Origin of the sequence: Saccharospirillum sp., from assembly GCF_040881935.1 — a bacterium.
In the GTDB taxonomy this organism is placed as follows: Bacteria; Pseudomonadota; Gammaproteobacteria; order Pseudomonadales; family Natronospirillaceae; genus Saccharospirillum.
In genome coordinates, this window is the sequence record NZ_JBBECH010000051.1 from 33,568 (window position 1) to 56,951 (window position 23,384).

Here is a 23,384-nt window from a genome sequence, read left to right on the forward strand (position 1 = left end):
CCCTCTCACCCTGCAACCGGGTTGGTGTGGCGTTTGGAGGCTTGGGTCTGTGCCGCCGGTACGCTCAGCTGCACACCATACTCCTGACTGGCATCCACCAGCCAGCGCCAGGCGTAGTCGGCAAAACTGCGGCGTATCACCAGCTCCCAGTCGTTCTCGGCCAGGCGTCGAACTGTCGCCTGGGATTTGGCGAACACGGTGGTGACGACCTTGCCGACCGGGAAGTTGCGATCGTGCACGTCGTAGGGACAGCTTTTCATCAGCACCGCGCGAGCCTCAGCGCCGGCCAGGCGCACCAGGGTCTGACCACCACTGACGTTGATCACCGAGTAGTGACCGCTGAGGTGCTCGCGCAGGGTCAGTTCCATGTTGAAGGCCTGGTCACCGGGGCCCACCAGCAACCATTCGTCGGGGCTGATCCAGCTCAGCGACCATTGCTCGTTGTGAACGCTGTGCAGAGCCCCCGGCAGCGCCAGCCCGGTGGCCGCTTCGATGCCCTGGCGAAAGTCGGTGTTGTCGGCATCGCCTCTGAGCGCCAAATGCGCTTTCAGTGCGTCTTCCCACAGGTGGACGCCGGGGTTTGGCTGGTCCGTTTGGTTTGGCTTCTTGATGACATGATGCAGCGGACTGCGCGCGGGAACATCGGCAGAGGGAATCTGATCCATGATGGCTATTCCGCTGGCACTGGCCTGTTCGTTCATGACTTCAGACATTTTGGCGTTCCCCTTTCGGATCCAGGAAAATGGTGTTGCAGATCTCGGCTTCGATGACGCGGCCGTCGACCAGCGGGTAGTAGACGGTATCGCCGGTTCGCTTGTGGCCATTTTTGATCACGCCCATGGCGATGGAGCGCCCCAGGTTAGCACTGTAGTAGCTGGAGGTGACATGCCCCAACATCTTCATCGGAATCGGCTGGTTCGGGTCGTCCACGGCCTGGGCACCTTCCGGTAACACCGCCCTGGGGTCTTTGGTTTTCAGACCGACCAACTGTTTGCGGTCTTCACGCATGCAGTCTTCGCGCTTCATGCCGCGCTTGCCGACAAAACTGAACGGCTTGTCTTCCTTCACCGCCCAACTCAGGCCCAGGTCGTAAGGGTGAACCGAGCCGTCGGTATCCTGACCGGCAATGATGAAGCCTTTCTCGGCGCGCAGAATGTGCATGGTTTCGGTGCCATAGGGCGTCAGGTTGTATTTTTCGCCGTGTTCAAACAGCTTTTCCCAGACGTGCAGGCCGTAATTCGCCTGAACGTTGATTTCGTAAGACAGCTCCCCGGTGAAGGAGATGCGGAACACCCGTGCCGGCACACCGGCGACGGTGCCCTGGCGGAAGTCCATGAACTTGAAGCTGTCTTTATCCAGATCGATGTCGTCGGTCAGTTCGGCCAGCAATTTGCGCGCATTCGGTCCGCCAACGGTCATGGTAGCCCAGTGGTCGGTGACCGTATTGAAGTAGACCTCAAGCTCGGGCCACTCGGTCTGGTGGTAGAGCTCCAGCCATTCCAGTACCCCGGCCGCGCCACCGGTGGTGGTGGTCATCAGGAAGTGGTTTTCGCCTAGGCAGGAGGTAACGCCGTCGTCGAACACCATGCCGTCTTCCTTGCACATCAGGCCGTAGCGGCATTTGCCCACCGGCAGTTTGGCCCAGGCGTTGGTGTAGATGCGGCCGAGGAATTCGCGCGCGTCCTTGCCCTGAATGTCGATCTTGCCCAGTGTCGAGGCGTCCAGAATGCCCACGCTTTCACGGGTGGCGACGCATTCACGATCCAGCGTCTGCTGCATGGTTTCGCCGGGCTGGGGGAAATACCAGGGGCGCTTCCACTGCCCGACGTCCTCGAATTTGGCGCCGCGTTTAACATGCCATTCGTGCATGGCGCTGTAGCGTTTCGGGTCGAACAGGTCGCGGCAGTGGCGCCCGGCAATGGCGCCGAAGGTTACCGGCGTGTAGTTCGGCCGGAAAATGGTGGTGCCGGTTTCGGGAATGGTTTTGTTCATCGACTGGGCGGCGATGGCCATGCCGTTGATGTTACCCAGCTTGCCCTGGTCGGTGCCGAAGCCCATGGCGGTGTAGCGCTTCACGTGCTCGATCGACTCAAACCCTTCGCGGGTTGCCAGCTCGATGCCGGCGGCGGTGACGTCGGTCTGGAAATCGACAAACTGCTTCGGTGCCCGGCTGGTGCGTTTTTCATGCGGTATGCTGAACAGGGCCATGGCATTGGTTTCAGGCAGGTCGTTAGCCTGAGGCACCGCCGCGGCTTCAGCCGCAAAGCCCGCCTTGGTAGCGGCTTCGGCGCCGCGTTGGGCTCCCTGAATCAGACAGTCGTTCAGGTTGAAGGTACCGGCCACGGCACCCGCGACCAGTTGCTTCTGCACGGTGTCACCTGGTACGAAACCGATAACATCATCGTTCCACACTGGCCGGCTGCCGGTGTGGCAAGACAGGTGCACCGCCGGGCTCCAGCCGCCGGAAGTGGCGATGGTGTCGCAACTGAGCGTCTTGCTGTTACCCGTGACACGGTCGCCTTGCTCGTTAAGGGGGGTCACCACGGCACCGTTTACCCGCTTGCTGCCTTGGGCTTCGATCACGCCCTGACCGTTTAGCAATCTAATGCCACGACGCCGGGCTTCATCCTGGTAGGCGCCGCTGACCGAGTGTCGGGTGTCGACGATGGCAACCACCTCCCGCCCGGCATCCTGCCAGTCGAACGCGGTGCGGTAGGCCTGATCGTTGGTGGTCATCACCACCAGGCGCCGACCCGGTACCACGGCGTATTGGTTGATGTAGGTGGAAACGGCCGAGGCCAGCATGCAGCCGGGCAGGTCGTTGTTGCCATACACCAGCGGACGTTCATGTGCGCCCGTGGCGAGCACCACCCATTTTGCCCGCACCCGATGCAGGCGCTGGCGCGAGGTATTGGCCGGTGCCTGGTCCGACAGATGGTCGGTGCGACGCTCGTGGATGGTCAGGAAGTTGTGGTCGTGATAGCCGTTGACGGTAGACCGGGGCAGCAGCAGAACGTGGTCGTAACCGGCCAGTTCCTCAAGTGTCGCACGGACCCAGTCGGTGGCGGGTTGACCATCGAGTTCGGACCGGGTGCCCAGTAGAGAGCCGCCCATATCAGCCTGTTCGTCGGCCAATATGACGCGCGCACCAGCGCGAGCCGCCGACAAGGCTGCCGCCAGACCGGAAGGGCCCGCACCGACGATCAGCACATCGGCATGCTGGTTCAGGTGATCGTAAGTATCGGCATCCGCGACCTTGGGCGAGCGACCCAGACCGGCCGCTTTGCGGATGTACTTTTCATAGAATTCCCAGGCCGCCTGCGGAAACATGAAGGTCTTGTAGTAAAACCCGGGCGGCAACACGCGCCCGAAGACTTTGCTGAAGTTTGCCATCAGATCGAACTCCAGGCTCGGCCAGCCACTGGTAGGCTGGCTGACCAGGCCATCGAACAGTTCCTGCTGGGTGGCGCGCACATTGGGCACCTGGGTGGCTTCGGTCGCCCCCAGTTGCAAAATGGCGTTGGGCTCTTCCGCACCGGCCGCGACAATGCCGCGCGGCCGGGCGTATTTGAAACTGCGGCCGACGACATCGACACCATTAGCCAGCAATGCGGAAGCCAGGGTATCACCCCGGTAGCCCTGGTAGGTACGGCCGTTGAACTGAAAACTGACCGGCTGGGCGCGATCGATGCGGTCACCGGTGTTGAGACGGTTGGATTGTGTCATGACGTCGCCTCTGAAGACTGCCGGAAATTGGAGGTGTGAGCATCGGAGGGTTGAGTGACCTGCGGGGATTCACCCATCCGGTAGGTTTCCTTTATCTCGTAGGTCAGGGTGTCGCGCGTGACGTTGAAAAACTTGCGACAGCCAATAGCGTGTACCCACATCTCATGGTGCAGGCCGCGCGGATTTGAGCGGAAATAGAGGAAGTTCCCCCACTCCTCGTCGGTGCAGTCGTCCGGGTTTTCGGGGCGCGCAAGGTGTGCCTGACCCTTGGGGTGGAACTCCTCTTCTTCCCGGTGTTCGCCGCAATAGGGGCAAAAAATGTAAAACATGATGCGTTACCTCGCTCAGTGCGCCACGCCAGCGGCGCCGTGTTCATCGACCAGAGCCCCGTTATGAAAGCGGAACATGGAAAAGGGTTTGGCCAATTCGTTGGCCTCGCCCCTGGCCAGGGTGGCCGCAAAAACGTGACCGGACCCCGGCGTCGCCTTGAAACCGCCGGTACCCCAGCCGCAGTTGAAAAACAGGTTTTCAACCGGGGTATCGGAGATGATTGGGCAGGCATCCGGGCAGGTATCGACGATGCCGCCCCACTGGCGGTTCATCCGCACCCGGCTGAACATCGGGAACATCTCGACGATGGCCTGAAGGGTGTGCTCGACGGTCGGGTAGGAGCCGCGCTGGCCGTAACCGTTGTAGCCGTCGATACCGGCGCCGATCACCAGATCGCCCTTGTCGGACTGGGAGATGTAGCCATGCACCTGGTTGGACATGACCACGGTATCCAGAATCGGCCGAATCGGTTCGGAGACCAGCGCCTGCAACGGGTGTGATTCGATCGGCAACTGGAAACCGGCCATTTTGGCCAGCACACCGGAATTACCGGCCACCACGCAACCAATACGGTCACCGTAGATGACGCCGTGCTGTTTGGTGCTGACACCGACGGCGGCACCGTCTTCAGTGATGATGTCGTCGACTTCGCATTGCTGCAGCAAATCCACGCCCATGGCATCGGCGGCGCGGGCATAGCCCCAGGCCACCGCATCGTGACGGGCCACACCGGCACGGGGCTGCCAGGAGGCGCCCAGAATCGGGTAACGGGCGTTGGACGAGCAATCCAGAATCGGCACGATCTCCTGCACGCCCCGGGTGTCCAGCGCCTCGCTGTCGATGCCGTTCAGGCGGTTGGCGTTCACCCGGCGCTGGATATCGCGCATGTCTTGGAGGGTGTGGCCCAGGTTCAGCACGCCGCGCTGGGAAAACATGACGTTGTAGTTCAGCTCCTGCGACATGCCTTCCCACAGCTTCATGGCGTGCTCGTACAACAGCGCCGCTTCATCCCAGAGATAATTGGAGCGCACGATGGTGGTGTTGCGCGCGGTATTACCGCCGCCCAGATAGCCCTTTTCGACCACCGCTACATTGGTGATGTTGTGCACCTTGGCCAGGTAAAAGGCCGTCGCCAGGCCGTGGCCGCCGCCACCGACGATGATGACATCGTACTTCTTTTTCGGTTTGGGATTGCGCCAGACCCGCTGCCAGTTCTCATGGTAGGTAAGGGCATGTTTCAGCAGTCCGAAACCGGAGTATTTCTGCATGTTCGGGTCCTCTCAGGTGGTCATCGGTTAAGCGGATGCCAGGGATGAATCAGTGTTCGACGTATATAAATAGGTCCCACTATGCCCCGAGGCTGGGGTATGGGACAAGTTGCTAGGATGGTAGGCCCACGCCTCTGGTTACACCTGCTTAGCCACGACACCAGGGTGAAGATTTGCGACAGGGAGAAAACGTGGGATCAACATCGGCTGTTCATATCAGTGCTTGAGGTGGATGGTTCATGCTCCAAACACTTTTAACTCAAGTTTCAGAGTTCGCAACCAGCTAAGTGTCAGGTGCCGGGTAACCCTATCTGGGGAAGTCTGAAGCATGGATGCTTCAGTCTAGGCCCCATGGATGGGTTCACGCCGACCCCAGATAGGGTTACCCGGTGCCTGACACGGACTCCTGGCACCAATGGGAAATTGAACTCCGAAGTTTGTTTAGCACTCGATTACGTTGACTGCCAGGCCGCCGCGGGATGTCTCTTTGTATTTATCCAGCATGTCCCGGCCGGTATCGCGCATGGTGCGGATGACCTTGTCCAGAGACACGAAGTGCTCGCCATCGCCGCGCAGCGCCATGATGGCGGCGTTGATCGCCTTGACCGCGCCGACTGCGTTACGCTCGATACAGGGTACCTGTACCAGCCCGCCAATGGGATCGCAGGTTAGCCCGAGGTGATGTTCCATGCCAATTTCTGCCGCGTTCTCGACCTGCTCCGGAGTACCACCTGTTACCGCCGCCAGGCCAGCGGCCGCCATGGCACAGGCAGAGCCGACTTCACCCTGGCAACCGACTTCGGCACCGGAAATCGAGGCGTTTTCCTTGAACAGAATGCCAATGGCCGCCGCCGTTAGCAGAAAATTGATGATGCCGTCTTCGTTGGCATTGGGGCACCAGTTCCAGTAGTAGTGCAACACAGCCGGGATAATTCCCGCAGCGCCGTTGGTCGGGGCGGTGACCATACGGCCACCGGCGGCGTTTTCTTCATTCACCGCCAGTGCATAGAGATTGACCCAGTCCATGGCGCTCAGCGAGGGCGAGATCAGGTCTTGCCGGTTGATGTCCATTAACGAGGCGTGGAGCCTCGCCGCCCGCCGTTTAACCTTGAGACCGCCGGGCAGAATGCCCTCGTTGCTGATGCCGTTTTGCACGCACTCCTGCATCACCTGCCAGATGTGCAAGATGCCTTGCCGTACCTCGGCCTCGCTGCGCCAGACTTGCTCATTGGCCATCATCACGCCTGCAATCGACAGGCCGTGCGTCTTGCACTGAACCAGCAGATCGACGCCGCTTTTGAACGGATGGGGCAGGGGCGTCTTGTCTTCCACGATCCGGTCTGCACCCGCCGCTTTCTCGTCGACCACGAAACCGCCACCGACGGAGTAGTAAGTGCGCTGACGCACGGTTTCTCCCTCGGCATCGAAGGCGGTAAACATCATGCCGTTCGGGTGGTAGGGCAGTGATTCCTTGCGGTGATAAGTGAGGTCGGTCGCCTCAATGAAGGCGATGCGATGTTCCCCGTTTAAATTCAGTGCTTGCTGAGCGCGAATCTCCTCCATTCTGGGGATCAGAATGGCCGGGTCGATGGTATCCGGGCGGTGGCCTTCGAGCCCGAGCACCACTGCGGGGCCAGTGCCATGGCCCTTGCCGGTCGCACCCAATGAACCGTACAACTGAATGTCGATGCGAGCGACCTCGCCGAGCTGCCCGGCTTTTTTCAGACCCGATGCAAAGCGACGGGCCGCCTGCATCGGCCCTACCGTGTGGGAACTGGAGGGGCCAATACCGACTTTCAACATATCAAACAGACTGATGGCCACGGGTATTCTCTCTTAAAGTTTTTTGAGTTTTGAGCTGCGAACTCTTTACTCAAGTTTCGGAGTTCGCGGTTGGCAATGTTGCCAGTCGCCCGCACCGGCCACCAGGTAGGGCTATCGAGGGTCGGCGTAAACCCATCCATGGGGCCTGGACCGCAGCATCCTTGCTGCGGACCACCCTCGATAGCCCTACCTGGCATCCGGTGCTAATCCTTTGCCAGCGAACTCCAAAACTTGAGTTAAGAGCTCTCTGCTTGCACTTCACCCGTAAACCGGATAATCCCGGCACAGCTGACTGACCTTGTCACGAACCTCACTGATGGCCGCACTGGCATCACCGGCTTGCAAGGCATCCAGAATATCGGCGATCCAACTGGCCAGTTCGCGGCATTCAGGCTCTTTCAAGCCACGAGTGGTAATCACCGGTGAGCCGATGCGCAGGCCCGAGGTTACAAAGGGCGATTGCGGGTCGTTCGGTACCGCGTTTTTGTTGACGGTGATGTGTGCTTCACCCAAGGCGGCATCTGCTTCTTTACCGGTCAGTCCCTGCTTGACCAGGCTGAGCAGAAACAGGTGGTTGTCGGTACCGCCGGAGACGATGTCGTAACCGCGTTCAATCAACACCCCGGCCATGGCCTGGGCGTTGCGAACAACCTGCTGCTGATAACTCTTGAACTCTGGCTCGGCGGCTTCCTTGAACGCAACGGCCTTGGCGGCGATGACGTGCATCAGCGGGCCACCCTGGCCGGCCGGGAATACCGCTGAATTGAACTTCTTTTCCAGGTCTGGCTGGCCTAACGAGAGAATCAGACCGCCACGCGGCCCGCGCAGGGTTTTGTGAGTGGTGGTGGTCACCACATGGGCGTGCGGCAGCGGGTTGGGGTAGACGCCCGCAGCGACCAGACCGGCAACGTGTGCCATGTCGACCATCAGATAGGCACCGACCATATCGGCGATCTCGCGGAAACGCGCCCAGTCAACGACGCGGGAGTAGGCCGAGAAGCCGGCGACGATCATGCCCGGTTTGTGTTCTTTTGCCAGGGCTTCGACCTGGTCGTAATCAATCTCGCCTTTAGCCTCGTTCAAACCGTATTGCACTGCGTGGTAAATCTTGCCGGAGAAGCTGACGTGGGCGCCGTGGGTCAGGTGACCACCATGGGCCAGGCTCATGCCCAGAACAGTGTCGCCTGGGTTTAGCAGCGCCATATACACTGCCGCGTTGGCCTGGGAGCCGGAATGCGGCTGAACATTGGCGTAGTCGGCACCGAACAATGCCTTGGCCCGGTCGATGGCCAGTTGCTCAACCCGGTCGACGTGTTCGCAACCGCCGTAGTAGCGCTTGCCCGGGTAACCTTCGGCGTACTTGTTGGTCAGGCAGGAGCCCTGGGCTTCCATCACCGCGGGGCTGGTGTAGTTTTCGGAGGCAATCAGCTCCAAATGGTCTTCCTGGCGAACGGCTTCGTCCTGCATGGCCGCCCAGAGGGTTTCGTCGTAAGAGGACAGTGTTTTGGTTTTGCTGAACATGGCTGCGATTCCCGGGTAGTGAAAACAAACCTGACGAACCAGGCATGGGTTATTAAAAGGGGTAACAGCGATGGTAAGCCCGTTGACGACAGTTGATCTGCTCGGGCACGACATGGGATCGAGGATTTGCGACAGGCCTGTGATGTTGTCTAAGCATCCCGGGATGCACCCGAATTGCTCGCTGATCAGAGGGGTGTTTGTAGTGTGCCTGGACCACTCAATGCTCCGAGTAGCCCGGTATCATGGAAGTCAGCCGATCAGTTGGTCGATGCGAGCCAGGCTTTCATCGGCTCCCAGTACATTTTATGCCAGCCACCTTCCAGGTGGTCACCGGCACCTTCTGGAAAGGCGGTATGAGTAAGGCGCAGTTGGGTGCCACCCTCGTGCGGTGTCAGTTCGAAGGTCACCAGTGAGTAGTGGCCGCTGGCCCAGTCGGCGCCCCGCCAGGCCTGGACGATGAGCTGGTTCTCTACCAATTCGATGTTGCGGCCTTCCACGCCACCGCCATACAGGTTGAAAGCGGAGCCTTCGGTTGGTTCTATGGTGGCCGGTGCCTTGGTAAAGGCACTGTGTTGGTCGGCATTCAGGTAAGCGTTGTAAAGCGTCGCGGGGTCGGTGTTGAAGACGATGTCTTGTTGTAACGCGGTCATGGCCGGGCTCCTTCTGGATCGGTCGGGGGTTCGTTATTTTGCTAAACCATTTGGTTTAGTAAGTGAATGTTAATCCAGATGGTTAACTATTGCAATGCTAAACTAAATGGTTAACAATTCTCGCATGATGACGCAAACGACTATTCCACCGCAGGCGCTGGACGACGACCAGCTCGATCTGCTTTTTAAAGCACTGTCGGATCGAACCCGACGCCGACTGTTGGCTGAACTGGCCCAGGGTGAGGCGTCGGTCAGCGAATTGGCCGCGCCGTTACAGATGTCATTGCCGGCAGCCTCCAAGCACCTTCGCGTGTTGGAAAATGCGTCTCTTATCAAGCGCACGAAATCCGGCCGGGTGCAGCACTGTGCCCTGCAGGCGGGTGCACTGGCTGACGCCGATGTTTGGCTGGAGCATTACCGGGGCTTCTGGAACAATCAGTTGGATGGCTTGCAACACTACCTCGAAGACGACTCTACATGACCGATGCTGACCTGAGTCTCATCACGCGGCGCCACATTAAAGCCAGCCCCAGTCGGGTCTTTACCGCCTGGACAACGCCCGAGGCGCTGAAGTCATGGTGGGGGCCAAAAGGCATTGGCTGCCCGGATGCACAAATCGATCTGACTGTTGGCGGGCAATACCGCATTGCCAACGAAATGCCCGATGGTCGCTGGTTGTGGATAGAGGGGACCTTTGAGGAAATCGTACCGGATGAAAAGCTGGTGTATTCATGGGTATCGAGTGACCAGCAACCGGCGCCCGAGCGAGTGATTGTTCACTTCAAACCGATGAATGAAGGTACTGAAGTGATTGTAATCCATGAACGGATTGGCAGTGAAGCGGCTGTTGCAGAGCATAAGGCAGGCTGGGAAGGCTGTTTAGACGGGCTCGAAGGCTGGGTAAGGTAAACACGGCGCTGATGAGCGACGGTTGGCCTGGCTCGAAATGCATTACCTTCTCGGCTACGGTTGATCTGAGGGTGTTGGCGAGTCTCTTAACAGGTTGTTGAAAAAGGCTTACTGCCTTACCCCAGAAACTGGCCGTACTTGATGCCTATGTAGGCATGCTCCCGCATCAGCATTTCTGCGCGCACGCTGTCGCCTTCGTAGATTGCCTGAACGATCAGTTGGTGTTGTAGGTGAGCGATTTCCACTTTTCTGAACTCGGCATCCGGATGCTGGGTGTCCATGATGATCGAATCAGCCGAGGCGAAGGGCAGGTGGTTGTTGCGCGCTATGGCATCGGCAATTGCGCGGCTGCCGGCGCCGTCGAGAATAATGCTGTGAAAGCGCTGGTTGATGTCGCTCCAGTCAGCGATCAGCGCCTCTGTGAAATCCCCTTTTCGCACCAGGACTTCGCTGTCTTGCAAGCAGGCGTTTAACTGCTGACGATGCTGCTCAGTGACTGGTTTTTCCGCCATGCGCCGCGCCGCCAGGCCTTCAAGTACGCCGCGTATTTCGATGCCACAGACTACATCCTCTTGGGAAATGCTGCGTACGACAAAGCCTTTTTTCCCGCTGCGTTCCAGCAAGCCTTCCTGTTCGAGCACACGAAACGCCATTCTGACCGGAGTGCGGGAGACCCCGAATTGCTCGGCAATGGGTAGCTCCTGCATCTTGGCGCCGGGCTGGAACGCTCCGTCTCGAATAAAGCGTCGCAGCTGTGAAATGACCGACTGATTAACCTGACTCATGCCCTGGTACCCCTGAAAATGCCGACTGCCCCGGCAGTTGTTGTGGTTGGGCGGGCAATCGATGAAATCACCATACTCGATATTTGTGGATCCATAAAATTAAATTTCATTGACCATAGTCAAGGTAATTACTATCTTGGGATCCACAAGCACAAGCACTGTCGTATGAATCACTGTTTCATAAAGACAGCAGATCGACCTTGATACCACTATAAAACCAACAATGATTACGATCACAGGAGGCTCTCTATGGCCCATTCATTGCGAAACGGCGTTAAGGCCGTTGCTGCTACTCTCGCCCTGACCACTCCGTTTCTGTCCGTGCATGCAGAAGAAGAATTGAAACTTGCCCACTTTGTACCACCGGCCCACGTGGTGACCAGTGCCGTTGTTGAGCCGTTCCAAACCGGTATCGAAGCCGACTCAAACGGTGAGCTGACGGTCCGAGTGTATCCGGGTGGCGAACTGGGTGCTGGCCCGATGGAGCAGTATGTGCGCGCACTGCAGGGCGTAGCTGACATTACCTGGGGCCTGGCGGGCTATACCTCATCGCAATTTGGCAAGTCGATGGTGGTGGAATTGCCGGGTGCGATTCCCGAAGGCATGACCGGCTACGACATGCTGTGGAACGCTTACGATACGAGCCTGAAGAGTGAGTTCCCCGGCACCAAGCCGCTGGCGTTGTGGGTGAGTGAGCCCAATGTGTTCATTATGAAAGATCACGAGATTCGCTCGCCGTCGGATTTGAGCGGTTTGAAAATCCGGGTATCCGGCAGTGTGGCGGGTGAATTCGTCAATGAAATGGGCGGCACCCCGGTGCAGATGCCTGCTGGTGAAATGTATAACGCCCTGCAAACCGGCCTGATCGACGGCATCATCACCGGTTCCAGTGCCATTACTGACTTTAAACTGGATGAGGTGGCGAACAGCTATACGCTGGGCGCCCCGTTGGGCCACATCATGTTTTACCTGGTGATGAACCAGCAACGCTACGATGGCTTGTCCGCTGAACATCAGGCCATTATAGATGCCAACAGCGGTCGTGGTTTGTCGCAGAGCGGTGAGGAAACCTGGAATGCACTGGCTGACAGCACTCTGGAAAGCGTGCGTGCCGACAGCCGCAATACGGTGATTGATTTGAGCGAAGACGAAGTGGCCGCGTTTGAAAATGTTGCGGGAACCTTCCTGAGCCGTCAGTTGTCGTCTAACCAGACGCGCGATGTACTGAACGATATGCAAAACCGCTGAGCTGAGGAATAGCTGTCATGCTGAGGTTTCTGCAAGTCTGGACCGATCACCTGGTCAGGTTCTCTGCGGTCATCGCCGCTCTGGCCCTGATCGGTATCGTCGCTACCATTCTGTTCGATGTCGCCGGCAGAAACCTGATGGGGGCCCCGCTAAGGGGCACCCAGGATCTGGTGCAGATGGCGCTGATCATTATTATCTTTGGATCGGTCGCCATGGTGGACCGCAAAGACGCTAACGTTGCCGTCGACCTGTTGGAACATCAGTTTTCTCCACAGCTTAATCTGCTGCTGACCGTAGTGGGTCGCCTGACCGGCGCCCTGATTTTCTTCGGCATCGCCTGGACCATGGTCGACAGTGCGGCCATCTCCTCGATGCTCAATTTAAGTACCAACATTCTGAACATTCCAAAAGCACCGTTTCAATACATCATCGCTGCTTTTTCAATACTAGCGGGCCTATCAATGGTGTTGCGAGTGGCTTTAATTTTGCTCGGTCGTGACCGGGTGTTGGACACCCTGCCAGGGGATTTGTAATGAGTAATGAATTAATCGGCGGGCTGGGTGTTCTGGCGTTGCTTGTGCTGTTGTTATTGCGCATACCGGTTGCGTTCGCGATCTTTGCCGTGGGCTTTGTCGGGGTGTCTATCCTGGCGTCGCCGGGTAATGCATTGAGCCTGTTGGCCAGTGAAACCTACACCGTTGCGTCCAATGCCGAACTGATTGTCATCCCGCTGTTTATTCTGATGGGCAATGTCGCCACCGAAACCGGTATGAGCCGTAAATTATACGACGCGGCTTACGCGGTTATTGGTTCAATTCGCGGCGGCCTTGCATCGGCTACGGTCGTCGGCTGTGCTGGTTTTTCGGCGTTGTGCGGTTCGTCGGTTGCATCTGCACTGACCATGGGCCGTGTTTCCATTGGTGAGATGGAACGCTTCAATTACAGTCCGAAACTCTCGACCGGGGCCGTGGCCGCAGGCGGTACACTCGGTATTTTGATTCCGCCTTCAACGGGCTTTGTGATCTATGCGATTCTGACACAGCAATCGATCGGCAAGCTGTTTCTGGCTGGCGTTATTCCAGGCCTGGTACTCATGTCGTTGTTTGTGCTGATGATCACCTTTCTGGCGTTTATAAAACCCCAGCTAGCACCGCAGGGTCCAAAAACCAACCTGCAGGAAAAGGCGCAAGGTCTGTTGGGCGCAATTCCCATTACTGTAGTGATTATGCTGACTATCGGTGGCATTTACAGCGGGATTTTTTCGCCGGTTGAAGCCGCGGCTGTCGGTGCGGGCCTGGTTATTGTCTATGGGTTTGCAACGCGAACTCTGACGCCGGGCACCTTGTGGCGTTCCACGCGTGGTGCGGTGATTACCACCACGACCGTCATGCTGATTCTGATTGCCGCCCACATGCTTAACCCGTTTCTGGCGCTGAGCCATATTCCGACCGCTGTTGGTGAGATGCTGATGGGGCTCGACGTGGGGCCCTACGGCATACTGTTGCTGATTCTGCTAACCTATCTGGTGCTCGGCTGTTTCCTGGAAGGCTTTGCCATGCTGGTGCTGACCATGCCGATCTTTTTTCCGGTGATTACCGCCCTGGGCTTCGACCCGATCTGGTTTGGTGTCTTGGTGGTACTGACGTTGGAAATGGGGCTGATCAGTCCACCGGTGGGCATCAATGTGTTTATCGTCAAATCAGTGGCGCCTAAAGTACCATTGGGTGATATTTTCATCGGCGTTGCACCCTTCTGGCTGATGATGCTGGTAGCTATCGCACTCTACGTGATGTTCCCGCAGATCGTTTTGTTTTTACCCAACACCATGATTACCTGAGAGAGTTTTCGTAATGACAACCGACCCGGCAGTGCTGAACACTTTATTGGCAGAGCACGCCATTCACCGCCTGGTACTCGATGCCCAGCATGCATTGGATACCAAACAGTTTGAATATTTTGTGCAACTGTTTACGCCCGAGGGTCGCCTCTACCGGCCCACCACGCCCGACCCACTGATCGGGCGAGAGGCGATACTGCAGGCCTATCTGAAGAACCCACCAAACCGACTGAACCGCCACCTGGTAACCAACCAGCGAGTCACACTGGTGTCCGAAACCGAGGCAGATTCACTGGCTTATGTAACGTTGTATTCGAGTGAAGCCGGTGAACTGGAATCCGAGGTCTTCGGTGCACCGGTTCACCGCAGTCTCGTTGGCGAGTACCATGACCGCTGTGTGTTAACCGACGCCGGCTGGCGTTTGCAGGAACGCCGGGCGCTGTTTGTTCTGAATCAACCGATAGCGAGTCAGCAACCATGAAACCGACCCTTATGTTACTGCCTGGGCTGATGTGCGATCACACCGTCTGGGAAGACCAGATCGCGGCACTAAGTGAAGCCTGGGATTGCATCGTTGTCGACTACGAAAGCGACGATAACCTGGTCACCATGGCCAAACGCGTGCTTAACCAGGCTCCGGATACCTTCGCCATGGCAGGTCACTCCATGGGCGGACGCGTCGCGCTGGAAGTGATGCGCCTGGCCCCGGAAAAAGTACAGCGCCTGGCGCTGCTCGATACCGGCTATGCGGCACTGGCAGAAGGTGAGGCAGGTGAGAAAGAAGTGAAAGGCCGGATGGCCCGGGTAAAAACCGCTCATGATCAGGGGGTGGCTGCTATGGCCCGCGATTGGGTGACTGGCATGATCCACCCGGACAGGCTTAACGACACAGCTTTGATCAACGACATCATCACCATGTTCGATCGCAAAAACCCGGCGATTTTCGAAGCCCAGATCAAAGCGTTAATAGAGCGCCCGGATGCAACGCCGGTACTGGCCAGCATCGACTGCCCAACCACCTTCATCGTCGGCCGACAGGATGCCTGGAGCACGCCTGAGCAGCATCAGGCGATGGCGGATCAGGTGCGGCACAGTCGAATCGAGATCATCGAGAACGCGGGCCATATGAGTACCATGGAACAACCCAGAGCGATGACTGAAGCGTTCTGGCAGTGGTTGAGTTAAGGGAGTCTTTTGTAGGAGTCCGGTCCTCTGGGCGATCGGTAGCAAAACCAACCGGTGAAACTGACCATTGCCAATGGTTTTTTACACCGGCCAGGATTCTCTCAGGTCGCGCAGAGGACTGCCCTCCTACGGGTTATGTGCCACGGGTGGTCAATCCTCCGCCACATTAAACCGATGCATCCGGCTGTCCCACCGACTGAAAATTCCAATGTCATAGCCATACGTCAGATTAATCATCAACGGCCCCTGGGTCCGAACTCGATCATTCTCCTGTAATAAACGCTCGGCGATGGCGGCGGCCAGGTCTGCATCGTTCACCCGGTTTTCAGTCAGCATTACCTGCACACTGGTAAAACGATTTTCAGCATCACCATCACCCCGTCCGGCGTCTACCCGGGTCATTTGCACACGACTAATGGTGTCCAGACGCATCAGCAGCTCCGCGCTGCGGTCCAGGTCCGGTTGTGGCTGGGCGATGTTGGATTGCAGCACCGCCGCCGGCAACGACAACGCCAGTACCAGAATAAAACCGACCACAACCGAATGGCCAAGCCAGATGGGTTCCGGCCGGTTCGGGTCGCTTTCCAGATTGACGACAAAGGTGCGGCAAATCCAGTCGTGTGGGCCCTGGCGGGTGCGGCGATTGAACAGCATCAGATAAGCTGTTGATACCAGGCCACCGAACAGTATCAGGGACAGCGGATAGATCCACAGCGTGGGCAGCAGGGCCGAAGGCAGGCCGGAGCCCTGTACAAAAAACGGGGTGATCAGAATCAGGCTGCGCAATAGCGAGACATCGAGTTTGACGCTCTCGTTGTGCAGATTCACCACGCGAATCGCCAGCAGGCGCTTGCCAATCGTCTGGCCGTTGTTCAGTTCACTGTTTAGTATGCCGAAATGCAGCAGCGCAATCACAAAGCCAATGGCGCGAGCCCAGACAGACAGCTCGACAAAATAGGATTCGAATACCAAGCCCAGCACAAAACCAACCGAAACCAGCACAGCGGCATCAATGACCAGGGCGCCTATGCGGCGGGAAAGGCTACTCAGCCAGTCGGGGGACGCTAACATGCACTCTCAACCTGAAACCAAAAACAGGCGCTAATCATACCTGATTTGGCGAACTAGGCAGGAATGGCTGCCTGACTGACTAACTAAAAGAATATTGGGAGAGCAATCCTACCTCCCCTCGCGGGTTCAGGCGATGGGGTAACAAAACTTGCGGTGACCTTGGTTTTCGAACAAGGTCACCGCTGAGTGGTAGGATCTGGCTGGCGTTTACTCGGCTTCGAGCAACTGCTCCAGAGTGTGCAGCGATTCCATCGCTGGCAGGCATTGCTCGACGCTGGCATTGGGTTCCCGGCCTTCCTTGATGGCGGCGAAGAACTCACGGTCCTGCAGTTCGATGCCGTTGTTCGATACCGCAACACCGCTCAGATCGACCGGGTTTTCATTGCCGTCGACCAGATCGTCGTAACGGGCAATGTAGGTGCCGTTGTCGCAAATATAGCGGAAGAAAGTGCCGAACGGACCATCGTTGTTGAACGACAGCGACAGGGTGCAGATGGCGCCGCTGGGCACCTTCATGCCGATGCTCATGTCCATCGAAATGCCCAGGGTCGGGTGAATCGGCCCCTGCAATGCCTGCAGCTTGCTGGCGCGTTCACCAACCTGATACTGGAACAGGTCGACGGTGTGGCAAGCGTGGTGCCACAGCAGGTGGTCGGTCCAGCTGCGTTCCTGGCCCAGCGCATTCTTGTTGCTGCGACGGAAGAAATAGGTCTGCACATCCATCTGTTGAACCTTCAGCTCACCCTTCTGGATTTTATCGTGAATCCACTGGTGGCTGGGGTTAAAGCGGCGGGTGTGACCGGCCATTGCAACCAGCCCGGTTTCTTTCTGGACTTTGACCAGTTCGCGGGCGTCGTCGATGTTATCGGCCATCGGGATTTCGACCATGACGTGCTTACCGGCTTTCAAGCAGGCAATCGCCTGGCTGGCGTGAACCTGGGTTGGTGTGGCCAGAATAACGGCATCCAACTCGGGTTGAGCGAGGGCATCGCCCAGTTCGGTGAATGAATGGGGGATGTTCTGCTCTTTAGCGAATGCTGCCGTCTTTTCTGCGTCGCGGCCAACGACCGAATGAACTTCAATGCCGTCGATCTTACGGACTGCATCCAGGTGTTTCATGCCAAAGGCACCGGCGGCACCGGCGATACAAATTTTCATCGTTGAACCTCCTTCATGGGAGTGAGTTGAAAGGTCTTGATCATGGCATCGGTGGTGTCGGCGTAGTTCGCCGGGTCAGCAACGATGCCCGAGTGTCCCAGGCGGTCTTGCCAGCGAACAGTGCTCGCCGACAACGGCTCTTCAAGGCCCAGGTGGTTCAGAAAGTGGCACACCTCTTCCATTTCCGAGGCGCGGCGAATGCCATGCTGGGTCATGCGCTCCAGGTTGTAACCGGCGCGTTTTTCCCAGTCGAAACCCGGGTGGGAATGTTCCAGCGAGGCGAGCACCTGAGTGTCGACACCGGCCAGTCGCCCGGCCAGTACACACTCGGCAAAGAGGGCTTCCATTCCTTTGACCATGATGCTGCGCACCATTTTGATTGAGGATGCGGTGCCTACCGGGCCCGGTTCAATCGTAGCATTCATCGCCAGGGCGTCCAGAACCACTTTGGCGTCGTCGACATGCGGCCCGCTGAGTAACAACGGCGTACGATTCCTGGCCGGGTTAACCGGCGCCATCACGGCGACGTCGACATAGCGTCCTCCGGCAGCTTCAATCACACCAGCCGAGGCCTGCTTGGTTTGCGGAGCACAGGAGTTGCAGTCGAGAAACAGGGTGCCTTTATGCATCAGTGGTGCAGTGGCATTCGCAACTGCCAACGCCTGATCGGCCGTCACCACTGAAATTACTATATCGGCCTCACTGATTGCGACTTCAAGACTGGCACACACCGGTACTTGTAATGCATCGCACCGGGTTTGCATGGCCTGCTGTGCTGTTGTGCCCGGTGTTTCAGTCAAAACATCGTAACTGCTAACCGAACTGACCGGGCTGTGATCCATTCCGCTCCAGAATGCTTCGGCGGCTTCACCGAAACCGATGAAACAGAGTTTAAGATCGGTCGTGTTCATGGTCTTCTCCCTCGTCTGTCCGGATAACAATCAACGTTCCCAGTAAAGCCGCATTGGGTTGTCGATCAGCAATTTTTGCTGCAGTTCTTCGGTAGGCGCGATATGCGGAATCACGTCGACCAGCTGGCCATCGTCCGGTACATGCGACGACATGTTCGGGTGCGGCCAGTCGGTACCCCAGAGCACGCGCTCGGGAAAAGTTTCGACTAGCTTGCGGGCAAACGGAATCACATCAGTGTACGGCGGTCCGTCGATGGTCAGGCGTTCCGGGCAGCTGACTTTGACCCAGATGTTCGGGTTGTCGGCCAGCAAGCCAACGAACGATGCAAACTCGGCACTGTCGACGCCCTTGCTGACATCGGGCCGGCCCATATGATCGACCACTATGGTGGTGTCGAACTTAGCCAGCAGCGGCTTCAAGCCTTCAAGATCAGGCGCTTCGAAATAAACAACAATGTGCCAGCCGAAGGGTTTGATTTTCTCGGCGATTTCCAGAAAATCTTCCCAGGGCGTGGTGTCGACCAGGCGTTTAACAAAGTTGAAACGCACGCCACGAACACCGGCTTTGTCCATCTTTTTCAGTTCTTCATGGGTGACTTCTTTACCTACAAAGGCAATGCCACGGGCTTTGTCACCAGCGGTGACCAATGCATCGACCAGGGCATCGTTATTCTTGCCATGGCAGGATGCCTGCACAATGACATTGCGGCTGAAGCCGAGATGATCGCGCAAAGCAAATAATTGATCCTTACCGGCGTCACAAGGTGTGTATTTGCGTTCCGGCGCATAGGGAAACTGATCGGCCGGGCCAAACACATGGCAGTGCGCATCGACGGCACCTTCAGGCGCTTTATAGTCTGGTTTTTTCGGATTCGGATGAAACGGCAAATAGCCTTCACTCATGGTCATAGTCTGATCTCCTGACTGCGGCTTTCGTTGGCAGTCGTGGTTGTTCGGGTGGCATGGGGTCGGGTCGGACGCTGTCTTCCCGAACGGGGTCGGCGTGAATACGTCCTTGTAGCCTTGGTCGCAGCATCCATGCTGCGAACACCCCCTTATTGGAAAGCCAGCGCCCGACCCTTGGCCGGGTGGTTAAACGAACACCTGGCCGTCCATCAATTTTCTGGCGGTACGCAAAATCGCTGCGCTTTCAATGTCGCCTTTTTCATCCCGCGTCAGTACAACGGTCGTCTCGCCAATTGGATGTTCAATCGCCATGGTATCACCGGACAGCTCGGCTACTTCGTGTGCAACGCTGTGTTCAATGGCGGCGGCAGTGGCGACCGATACCGCGCCCAGCACGCCAATGGAGGCGTGGCAGCGGTGTGGAATAAACGTTCGTGTAGAAAGTACACCGCCTTGTGTTGGTGCGCTGACCAGGGTCATTTTTGGTACGGTTTTATCCGTTACATCACCCAGGTTCATCAGGTAGCCAGCCTGCAGACGAATCTTTTCCAGGCGGGCTTTCAGCGTGTCGTTGGCATCCAGTTCTTCGCGGGTTTCAGTGCCGGTGATGTCGAAATCACGGGCGCGCAGAATTACGCAGGGCATGCCGTTATCGATGCAGGTGATGCGGGTGCCTTCGACGGTGTCGTACGGGTTGCCTGTTGGTAGCAGCGCGCCGCAGCTGGAACCGGCGGTGTCTTTAAACGTAATCAGAACCGGTGCGGAGGTTCCTGGTACGCCGTCGATGGCGGCATCGCCGTCATAGTTGACCTGGCCGCTAGGTGTCATGACGCGGGCGACGGCTACCTGACCGGTGTTGGCCATAAAGATGCGCACGTCGGTTTCATCACCGGTTGCACTAACCAGGCCGCGTTCAATCGCAAACGGGCCGACGCCAGCCAGCATATTGCCGCAGTTCTGGGCGTCGGAAACCAGTGCCTGATCCACGTAGACCTGCAGGAACAGGTATTCAACGTCACAGTCGTCGCGGTCGGACTTTTTAACAATGGCGACCTTGGACGTCAGCGGGTCAGCCCCGCCCATGCCATCGATCTGGCGCGGGTCGGGCGAGCCCATGACGCGCAGTAAGGTGGCGTCGCGTTTGGCGGTATCTTCGGGTAAATCATTGGCCAGAAAGTAGCCACCCTTGGAGGTGCCGCCGCGCATCCACATGCAGGCGATCTCAGACATATTTCAGGCCCTTTTCAGCAAGCCGTTCGCGCATGCTGTAGATGTCGAGACCCAGCTCTCCGGCGGCCAGACGCAGGCGTTTGGCTTCTTCGTTGGCCATGCGCTGGCGTGATTTTTCCAGCACTTCGGCGGCTTCTTCGCGGCGCACCACACAAACGCCATCGTCATCGGCGACGATGATGTCGCCCGGGTTGACCAGTTCACCAGCGCATACCACTGGAACGTTGACCGAACCCAGAGTTTCTTTCACGGTGCCCTGTGCAAACACATTCTTTGACCAGACCGGGAAGTTCATTTCGGTCAGATCTTTGGTGTCGCGTACACCGCCATCGATAATTAGGCCAACGCCACCGCGTGCTTGCATGGAGGTGGCCAGCAGGTCACCAAAGTAGCCGGCGTTGGAAGGCGAGGTCGGTGCCAGCACCAGAATATCGCCGGGTTTTACCTGTTCGATGGCCACATGCACCATCCAGTTATCGCACGGCGGAGCTGAAATGGTAACGGCAGAAGCCGCTACCTGGGCACCTTTGTAGATGGGTCGCATGTAATCGGCCAGCAGGCCCTTGCGCCCCTGGGATTCATGAACGGTGGCAACGCCACATTCAGCCAGACCGTCGATAATCGCCTGGTCGGCGCGTTCAATGTGTTGTACAACAACGTTGGGTTGGGACAAAGTAGACATAGTAGCCTCCATTATTCATTGCACCGGAGTCTGAAAAACCAGCCCCGATGAATTGTTTTATTTGGCAAGGGCACCCACTTTAGTGCCAGGTGCCGGGTTAGCTTTTCAGGGGTAGGCCGCAACATGGACTAAAACGCCTGGAGCGTTTTAGCATGAGCGCAGCGAGCCCGAAGGGTGAATCCCATGGATGGGATTCATATCATGCGGTCTAGGCCCCATGGATGGGTTTACGCCGACCCCTGCCAGGCTCACCCGGAACCCGGCACGGACTCCTTGCACACAACAAACCCGAGCGCTGAAACCTGAGTTACAACAACCCGAGTGCCAGCACCGGAAACCCGATTATCAATGCAAGACGCACGATGTCTGACAGCACAAAAGGAATAACCCCTTTAAAGATAGAGGTGATGCGCACGTCTTTGGCGACGGAATTGATGACGAACACGTTCATGCCAATGGGTGGTGTAATCAGGCCCAGTTCAACGGTGATCACGGTCACAATGCCAAACCAGATCGGATCGAAACCGGCCGCCATCGCCAGCGGGTATACGATGGGTACGGTCAGTAGCAGCATGGCAATACTGTCCATCACCATACCCAGCACAATGTACAGCGCCAGAATGCACAGCAGGATCATAAACGGCGACAGTTCCAGCGCCGTGACCGTATTCACCAGGCTGTTCGACACCTGAGATACCGACAGGAAGACACTGAAGATTTCTGCGCCGATCACCATGAAGAAAATCATTGTGGAAACCACCAGGGTTTCCGCTACGGCATCGACAAAATCTTTCCAGTTCATGCCCCGGTACAGAGCGATGATCAGGGCACCGAAGGCACCTACTGAAGCAGCTTCGGTGGGGGTGAAAATACCACCGTAAATGCCACCAATAATCAGTGCGAAGATACCACCGAAAGGGATAAGCCCTTTAAGGCCCGACAGTTTTTGTCGCAGTGTTGTGGCTTCACCGGGCGTCGCCAGATGCGGAAATATTTTTACCGTTATCGCAATGGCAGCCATGTACAACAACAGGCCCATAAAGCCGGGAATAATGCCGGCAATGAACATGTCGCCGACAGACTGTTCAGTCAACAGGCCATACAGCAGCAAGGCAATGGAAGGCGGAATCATGATGCCCAGGGTGCCGCCTGCGGCCAGAGTGCCAGTGGCCAGAGAATCGGCGTAGCCATTCTTCTTCATTTCCGGCAAGGCAACTTTCGACATGCTCGCGGCGGTTGCCAGTGAAGAACCGGAGATCGCAGAGAAAATGCCGCACGATGTTACCGCTGCCAATGCCATGCCACCGCGCCAGGCACCGAACAGGGTTTTGGCACCGTGAAACAGTTCAGCCGACATGCGCGCCTTGGAGGCGAGTACTCCCATGAAAATAAACATCGGAATCGGGCTGAAATCGTAATTGGAAATGGTTTCGAAAGCGCCGCTTTCCAGAATGGAAATGGCCGGGTCAAAGGCGACGATCCAGCCAAAGCCGATAAAACCCGCGATCGCCATGCCCAATGCAATGGGCATACGCAGTGCGATCATGCCGAGCATACCGGCGACACAGATAAAACCGATCAGTTGTGAACTCATAGCGTGTCACCTGCTTTCAGAGGTTCGTCTTTGATAAAAATCTCCTCCCAGGCGATGGCAAAACCGCGCAGTCCAAGCATAAACATGCCGACAGCGGCGATGTAATAAATGGTGCTCATGGGCAAGGCAAGATCCTGAGTGGTTTCACCCGACTGCAGCGCAGTATGAGCAGACTCAACCAGGCGGAAGCTCATCAGAAATCCAAAAATACCGAATAACAGGGTATACAGGCCGGAGATAATGGCTTTGATACGGTTGGACCAGCTATCGGTAAAGATATCAACCACCACCTGACCCCGGGCCAGGCAGTAGGGCATTGAATAAGCAAAGGTAATCATCATGCCGTGGCGGACCAGTTCGAAGCCACCGCTGAAGGTTAGGTCAACGGAGCCACCGGTCAGGCCGAAAATCGTACGGGTCAGAATTTCTAGCAGCACGATCACCATGGTCAGGATCAGGGCCGTACCACCGATGATATTGAAGCCGAGTGAAAGCTTTCGTATCCAGTCAATCAGGTTACGCACAGGGATCGCTCCAGGGAAACAGGAA

The 23,384-nt window shown here is 57.3% G+C and carries 23 protein-coding genes; 7 read left to right on the top strand and 16 right to left on the bottom strand.

Going from position 1 to position 23,384, the window contains the following annotated elements; all coding sequences use genetic code 11:
* Positions 1–5: 5 nt before the first annotated feature.
* The 7 genes from WEB54_RS08325 to WEB54_RS08355 all read right to left on the bottom strand — a co-directional run bounded on the left by WEB54_RS08325 (position 6) and on the right by WEB54_RS08355 (position 9,319).
* Complete coding sequence (locus WEB54_RS08325) at positions 6–713, bottom strand: sarcosine oxidase subunit gamma (protein ID WP_368054983.1); 708 nt, start codon at positions 711–713, stop codon at positions 6–8.
* Positions 706–3,726, bottom strand: a complete 3,021-nt coding sequence (locus tag WEB54_RS08330) for a sarcosine oxidase subunit alpha (protein ID WP_368054985.1) — start codon at positions 3,724–3,726, stop codon at positions 706–708. Before WEB54_RS08330 ends, WEB54_RS08325 begins: the two co-directional genes overlap by 8 nt.
* Complete coding sequence (locus WEB54_RS08335) at positions 3,723–4,055, bottom strand: sarcosine oxidase subunit delta (protein WP_368054987.1); 333 nt, start codon at positions 4,053–4,055, stop codon at positions 3,723–3,725. The genes WEB54_RS08330 and WEB54_RS08335 overlap by 4 nt, the downstream gene beginning before the upstream one ends.
* A gap of 15 nt (positions 4,056–4,070) precedes the next feature.
* Positions 4,071–5,324 (bottom strand): sarcosine oxidase subunit beta family protein, encoded by a 1,254-nt coding sequence (locus WEB54_RS08340; RefSeq protein WP_368054989.1) that lies wholly within the window; start codon positions 5,322–5,324, stop codon positions 4,071–4,073.
* Positions 5,325–5,765: 441 nt separating this feature from the next.
* The gene (locus tag WEB54_RS08345; protein WP_368054991.1) at positions 5,766–7,148 is read right to left on the bottom strand and encodes an L-serine ammonia-lyase; all 1,383 of its coding nucleotides are present in this window, start codon (positions 7,146–7,148) and stop codon (positions 5,766–5,768) included.
* A 258-nt stretch (positions 7,149–7,406) separates the two neighbouring features.
* Positions 7,407–8,669: a serine hydroxymethyltransferase gene (gene glyA / locus WEB54_RS08350; RefSeq protein ID WP_368054993.1), complete on the bottom strand. Its 1,263-nt coding sequence runs from the start codon at positions 8,667–8,669 to the stop codon at positions 7,407–7,409.
* Positions 8,670–8,926: 257 nt separating this feature from the next.
* Positions 8,927–9,319 (bottom strand): SRPBCC domain-containing protein, encoded by a 393-nt coding sequence (locus WEB54_RS08355; protein ID WP_368054995.1) that lies wholly within the window; start codon positions 9,317–9,319, stop codon positions 8,927–8,929.
* 106 nt (positions 9,320–9,425) lie between these two features.
* Here WEB54_RS08355 and WEB54_RS08360 point away from each other — a divergent pair, with 106 nt between their 5' ends.
* Both WEB54_RS08360 and WEB54_RS08365 read left to right on the top strand, forming a co-directional pair.
* The gene (locus tag WEB54_RS08360) at positions 9,426–9,800 is read left to right on the top strand and encodes an ArsR/SmtB family transcription factor (protein ID WP_368054997.1); all 375 of its coding nucleotides are present in this window, start codon (positions 9,426–9,428) and stop codon (positions 9,798–9,800) included.
* On the top strand, positions 9,797–10,228 hold the full coding sequence (locus tag WEB54_RS08365) for an SRPBCC domain-containing protein (RefSeq protein WP_368054999.1): 432 nt from the start codon (positions 9,797–9,799) through the stop codon (positions 10,226–10,228). The genes WEB54_RS08360 and WEB54_RS08365 overlap by 4 nt, the downstream gene beginning before the upstream one ends.
* Before the next feature lie 116 nt (positions 10,229–10,344).
* Here WEB54_RS08365 and WEB54_RS08370 read toward each other — a convergent pair whose 3' ends face one another.
* A complete protein-coding gene (locus WEB54_RS08370; protein ID WP_368055001.1) occupies positions 10,345–11,013 on the bottom strand; it encodes a GntR family transcriptional regulator in 669 nt (222 codons plus the stop codon).
* Positions 11,014–11,262: 249 nt separating this feature from the next.
* Between WEB54_RS08370 and WEB54_RS08375 the strand changes: the two genes are divergently transcribed.
* Genes WEB54_RS08375 through WEB54_RS08395 form a run of 5 tightly spaced genes read left to right on the top strand, consistent with a single transcriptional unit; the run spans position 11,263 to position 15,283 of the window.
* Positions 11,263–12,261 (top strand): TRAP transporter substrate-binding protein, encoded by a 999-nt coding sequence (locus WEB54_RS08375; protein WP_368055003.1) that lies wholly within the window; start codon positions 11,263–11,265, stop codon positions 12,259–12,261.
* Between the two features lie 17 nt (positions 12,262–12,278).
* Positions 12,279–12,794, top strand: a complete 516-nt coding sequence (locus tag WEB54_RS08380; RefSeq protein ID WP_368055005.1) for a TRAP transporter small permease — start codon at positions 12,279–12,281, stop codon at positions 12,792–12,794.
* A complete protein-coding gene (locus WEB54_RS08385; RefSeq protein WP_368055007.1) occupies positions 12,794–14,098 on the top strand; it encodes a TRAP transporter large permease in 1,305 nt (434 codons plus the stop codon). The genes WEB54_RS08380 and WEB54_RS08385 overlap by 1 nt, the downstream gene beginning before the upstream one ends.
* Positions 14,099–14,111: 13 nt before the next feature.
* On the top strand, positions 14,112–14,579 hold the full coding sequence (locus WEB54_RS08390) for a nuclear transport factor 2 family protein (protein ID WP_368055009.1): 468 nt from the start codon (positions 14,112–14,114) through the stop codon (positions 14,577–14,579).
* Positions 14,576–15,283, top strand: coding sequence for an alpha/beta fold hydrolase (locus tag WEB54_RS08395; RefSeq protein ID WP_368055011.1), 708 nt, complete (start codon positions 14,576–14,578; stop codon positions 15,281–15,283). Before WEB54_RS08390 ends, WEB54_RS08395 begins: the two co-directional genes overlap by 4 nt.
* A gap of 150 nt (positions 15,284–15,433) precedes the next feature.
* On the opposite strand, the gene WEB54_RS08400 is transcribed toward WEB54_RS08395, so the two are convergent.
* The 8 genes from WEB54_RS08400 to WEB54_RS08435 form a co-directional block, all read right to left on the bottom strand.
* Entirely contained in the window at positions 15,434–16,354 is a 921-nt protein-coding gene (locus WEB54_RS08400) for an RDD family protein (RefSeq protein WP_368055013.1), read from the bottom strand.
* Positions 16,355–16,561: 207 nt separating this feature from the next.
* The gene (locus WEB54_RS08405) at positions 16,562–17,512 is read right to left on the bottom strand and encodes a Gfo/Idh/MocA family oxidoreductase (protein WP_368055015.1); all 951 of its coding nucleotides are present in this window, start codon (positions 17,510–17,512) and stop codon (positions 16,562–16,564) included.
* Positions 17,509–18,423 (bottom strand): DUF1932 domain-containing protein, encoded by a 915-nt coding sequence (locus WEB54_RS08410; protein ID WP_368055017.1) that lies wholly within the window; start codon positions 18,421–18,423, stop codon positions 17,509–17,511. The genes WEB54_RS08405 and WEB54_RS08410 overlap by 4 nt, the downstream gene beginning before the upstream one ends.
* A gap of 30 nt (positions 18,424–18,453) precedes the next feature.
* Positions 18,454–19,332: an amidohydrolase family protein gene (locus WEB54_RS08415; protein WP_368055019.1), complete on the bottom strand. Its 879-nt coding sequence runs from the start codon at positions 19,330–19,332 to the stop codon at positions 18,454–18,456.
* A 183-nt stretch (positions 19,333–19,515) separates the two neighbouring features.
* On the bottom strand, positions 19,516–20,559 hold the full coding sequence (locus WEB54_RS08420; protein ID WP_368055021.1) for a 4-oxalomesaconate tautomerase: 1,044 nt from the start codon (positions 20,557–20,559) through the stop codon (positions 19,516–19,518).
* Positions 20,552–21,241: a 4-carboxy-4-hydroxy-2-oxoadipate aldolase/oxaloacetate decarboxylase gene (locus WEB54_RS08425; RefSeq protein WP_368055023.1), complete on the bottom strand. Its 690-nt coding sequence runs from the start codon at positions 21,239–21,241 to the stop codon at positions 20,552–20,554. The genes WEB54_RS08420 and WEB54_RS08425 overlap by 8 nt, the downstream gene beginning before the upstream one ends.
* A 307-nt stretch (positions 21,242–21,548) precedes the next feature.
* Positions 21,549–22,835, bottom strand: coding sequence for a TRAP transporter large permease (locus tag WEB54_RS08430; protein ID WP_368055025.1), 1,287 nt, complete (start codon positions 22,833–22,835; stop codon positions 21,549–21,551).
* The gene (locus WEB54_RS08435; protein WP_368055027.1) at positions 22,832–23,359 is read right to left on the bottom strand and encodes a TRAP transporter small permease; all 528 of its coding nucleotides are present in this window, start codon (positions 23,357–23,359) and stop codon (positions 22,832–22,834) included. The genes WEB54_RS08430 and WEB54_RS08435 overlap by 4 nt, the downstream gene beginning before the upstream one ends.
* Positions 23,360–23,384 lie beyond the last annotated feature (25 nt).